This is a genomic window from Pseudomonas tehranensis, assembly GCF_014268615.1.
GTDB classification, from domain to species: Bacteria; Pseudomonadota; Gammaproteobacteria; order Pseudomonadales; family Pseudomonadaceae; genus Aquipseudomonas; species Aquipseudomonas tehranensis.
The window spans coordinates 1-3,831 of record NZ_JABWQV010000361.1 but is presented as its reverse complement, the minus strand read 5'-3'; the positions used below and the strand labels follow the sequence as shown (position 1 = coordinate 3,831).

Here is a 3,831-nt window from a genome sequence, read left to right as displayed (position 1 = left end):
CTTTCGCGAGCAAGCCCGCTCCCACAGGTTCTGCAGTGTTGCTAAATCAGAAGAACCCCAACGGATTGATGTCGTAGCTCACCAGCAGGTTCTTGGTCTGTTGGTAGTGGTCGAGCATCATCTTGTGGTTCTCCCGGCCGACGCCGGACTTCTTGTAGCCACCGAACGCGGCGTGGGCCGGGTACAGGTGGTAGCAGTTGGTCCACACACGCCCGGCCTTGATCGCCCGGCCCATGCGGTAGGCACGGTTGATATCGCGGGTCCACAGGCCGGCACCGAGGCCGAACTCGCTGTCATTGGCAATTGCCAGGGCTTCGGCTTCGTCCTTGAAGGTGGTGATACCGACTACCGGGCCGAAAATCTCCTCCTGGAACACGCGCATCTTGTTGTGGCCCTTGAGCAGGGTCGGCTGGATGTAATAACCACTCGCCAAGTCGCCCTCAAGGCGCTCTGCCGCACCGCCGGTGAGCAGCTCTGCCCCTTCTTGCCGGGCAATCTCCAGGTACGAAAGGATCTTGTCGTATTGCTGCTCGGAGGCCTGGGCGCCCACCATCGTGTCGGTGTCCAGCGGGTCGCCGCGCTTGATTTTGGCGATCTTCTTCATGACTTCGACCATGAACGGTTCATAGATCGACTCCTGCACCAGGGCCCGCGATGGGCAAGTGCAAACTTCACCCTGGTTGAAGAACGCCAGCACCAGGCCTTCGGCAGCCTTTTCGATGAAGCTCGGCTCGGCCTGCATGATGTCTTCGAAGAAGATGTTCGGCGACTTGCCGCCCAGTTCCACGGTGGACGGGATGATGTTCTCGGCGGCGCATTTCATGATGTGCGAGCCGATCGGGGTAGAACCGGTGAAGGCGATCTTGGCGATGCGCTTGCTGGTGGCCAGGGCCTCACCGGCTTCGCGTCCGAAACCATGGACGATGTTCAACACACCGGCCGGCAGCAGGTCGGCAATCAGTTCGACAAAAATCATGATCGACAGCGGCGTCTGCTCGGCCGGCTTGAGCACGACGCAGTTGCCAGCGGCCAGGGCCGGGGCTAGTTTCCAGGCGGCCATCAACAGTGGAAAGTTCCACGGAATGATCTGCCCGACCACGCCCAGCGGCTCGTGGAAATGATAGGCGGTGGTCAGCTCATTGATCTCGGCTGCCCCGCCCTCTTGGGCGCGGATGCAGCCGGCGAAATAACGGAAGTGGTCGGCCGACAGCGGCACGTCGGCGTTGAGGGTTTCGCGCACGGCCTTGCCGTTGTCCCAGGTCTCGCTGACGGCAAGGATTTCCAGGTTCTGTTCGATACGATCAGCGATCTTCAGCAGCACCAGGGAGCGGTCCTGGGCCGAGGTCTTGCCCCAAGCTTCGGCTGCGGCATGGGCCGCGTCCAGGGCCTTGTCAATGTCGGCGGCGCTGGAGCGCGGAAACTGTGCGATGACCTCGCCGTTGACCGGGGACGTATTGGTGAAGTACTCGCCATTGATCGGCGCGACAAATTCACCGCCGATGAAATTGCCATAACGCGGTTTGAAGGTAACGACGGCGCCTGGGGTTCCGGGTTGTGCATAGATCATGATGGGCCTCTGCCTGGTCGATGCCTGTCACGGGACAGGCGATAGACCGATGGTAGACAGCCCCGCCTGCCGGACGAATGCGTCGTTGGCAGGGGGGCTCTCGTTATTTGGTCGTAGATTTCAAGCATTGGGACGGGGATTTTTTTGGCGAAACGCCGCATTGCCCCTGTGGGAGCAAGGCTTGCCCGCGATGAAGGCGATGCGGTCTCCCAAGGAACCGAGGCGACTGCATCGCGAGCAAGCTTTGCTCCCACAGGGCAATCGCCACAAGGACAGTGCCCGCCCCAGTTTCAACTCAGCGCTTGGCCACCAGATCCTTCGGCAACTTGAAGGTCCAGAGCATCCCGCCCTGGTTGAAGTCCTTCACGCGCTTGGCCACTTCGCCGCCCCACAACGGCACCGCGCCGCCCCAGCCCGAGAGCACGGAGACGTATTGCTCGCCGTCCATCTCCCAGGTGATGGGCGAACCGAGCACGCCGGAGCCGGTCTGGAATTCCCAGACCTTTTCCCCGGTCTTGGCGTTGAAGGCCTGCAGGAAACCTTCAGGCGTGCCGGTAAACACCAGGTTGCCCTTGGTGGTCAGCACCCCGCCCCACAGCGGCGCGAAATTCTTGTGGCGCCAGACTTCCTTGCCGGTCTTGGGGTCGATGGCCCGCAGCACACCGATGTAGTCCTCGTTCAGCGGCTTGATGGTGAAACCGGCCCCCAGGAACGCCGCGCCCTTCTTATAGGCGATGCCTTCGTTCCAGATGTCCATGCCCCACTCGTTGGACGGCACGTAGAACAACCCGGTGTCCTGGTTGTAGGCCATGGGCATCCAGTTCTTCGCCCCGAGGAAGGCCGGTGCGACAAACACCGAGCCGCCCTTGGCTTCGCTGCCCGGCGCGCCCGGACGACCGGCCTCGTTGTAGATCGGCCGCCCGTCCTTGTCCAGGCCACTGGCCCAGGTGATCTTGTCGACAAACGGGAAGCCACGGATGAACTTGCCATTGGTGCGATCGAGCACGTAGAAAAAGCCGTTTCGGTCGGCGGTGGCCGCAGCTTTGATGTCCTTGCCGCCTTCCTTGTAATTGAAGGAGATCAGCTCGTTGACGCCGTCATAGTCCCAACCATCGTGTGGTGTGCTCTGGAAGTGCCATTTGATGGTGCCATCGTCCGGGTTCAGGGCCAGACGCGATGAGGAATAGAGGTTATCGCCAGGGCGCAAGTGGGAGTTCCACGGTGCCGGGTTGCCGGTGCCGAACAGCAGCAGATTGGTTTCCGGGTCGTAGTAGCCGCCCAGCCAGGGCGCGGCACCACCGGTTTTCCAGAGATCCCCCGGCCAGGTCTTGCCGGCTTCGCCACCGGAAATGCCGTTCTCGATGGCCTTGCCGTCCTTGTAGACGTAGCCCATGTGCCCTTCCACGGTCGGGCGGGTCCACAGCAGCTCGCCGTTTTTCGGGTCGTAGGCGCTGATCTTGCCCACCACGCCAAACTCACCGCCCGCCACGCCGGTAATCAGCTTGCCATTGACGATCATGGGCGCGGCGCTGATGGAATAACCTTCCTTGTGGTCAGCGACCTTCTTGCTCCACACCACCTTGCCGGTGTCCTTGTTCAGGGCCACCAGCTTGGCATCCAGGGTGCCGAAATACACCAGATCGCCATACAGCGCCACGCCACGGTTGATCACGTCGCAGCAAGGGCGGATGTCATCGGGCAGGCGCGCGTCGTACTGCCAGAGTTTCTTGCCGGTGCGTGCATCCACCGCGAACACCCGCGAGTAGGAACCGGTGAGGTACATCACCCCATCCTTGATCATCGGCTGGGCCTGCTGGCCGCGCTGCTTTTCGCCGCCGAAGGAGAACGCCCAGACCGGCCGCAGATCCTTGACGTTGTCGGTGTTGAGGGTCGCCAGTGGACTGTAGCGCTGGCCTTGGACGCCCAGACCGTTGGTCACGATCTGCTGCGGGTTTTTCGGGTCCTGGAGAATTTCCTGATCGGTCACGGCGGCCGAGGCCGAACCGGACAGCAGCATGGCACTGAGCAGCAGGCTCACGGCGAAGGGTTGGCGACGTGCGGGATGACTCATGACGGCTACCTCTGCGGTTATTGTTATACCCGGGAAATTTTCCCGGTCTGTCGCAGATTCTTGGCCCCGCAGCCTCTGGCAACAATTGCCCGCTGTGCTGAGTTTTCTAGTTCCTTGGTACAGGTGAGCAATTTGTGGCGAGGGAAGTTATCCCGATGGATTGCTGTAGGAGCTGCCGAGTGCAACGAGGCTG

General features: G+C 61.6%; 2 protein-coding genes. Both read right to left on the bottom strand.

The window, feature by feature from the left end:
• Positions 1-46: 46 nt before the first annotated feature.
• Complete coding sequence (gene exaC, locus HU811_RS25800) at positions 47-1,567, bottom strand: acetaldehyde dehydrogenase ExaC (protein ID WP_186658882.1); 1,521 nt, start codon at positions 1,565-1,567, stop codon at positions 47-49.
• 295 nt (positions 1,568-1,862) lie between these two features.
• Positions 1,863-3,638 (bottom strand): PQQ-dependent methanol/ethanol family dehydrogenase, encoded by a 1,776-nt coding sequence (locus HU811_RS25795; RefSeq protein WP_186658879.1) that lies wholly within the window; start codon positions 3,636-3,638, stop codon positions 1,863-1,865.
• Positions 3,639-3,831: the final 193 nt, after the last annotated feature.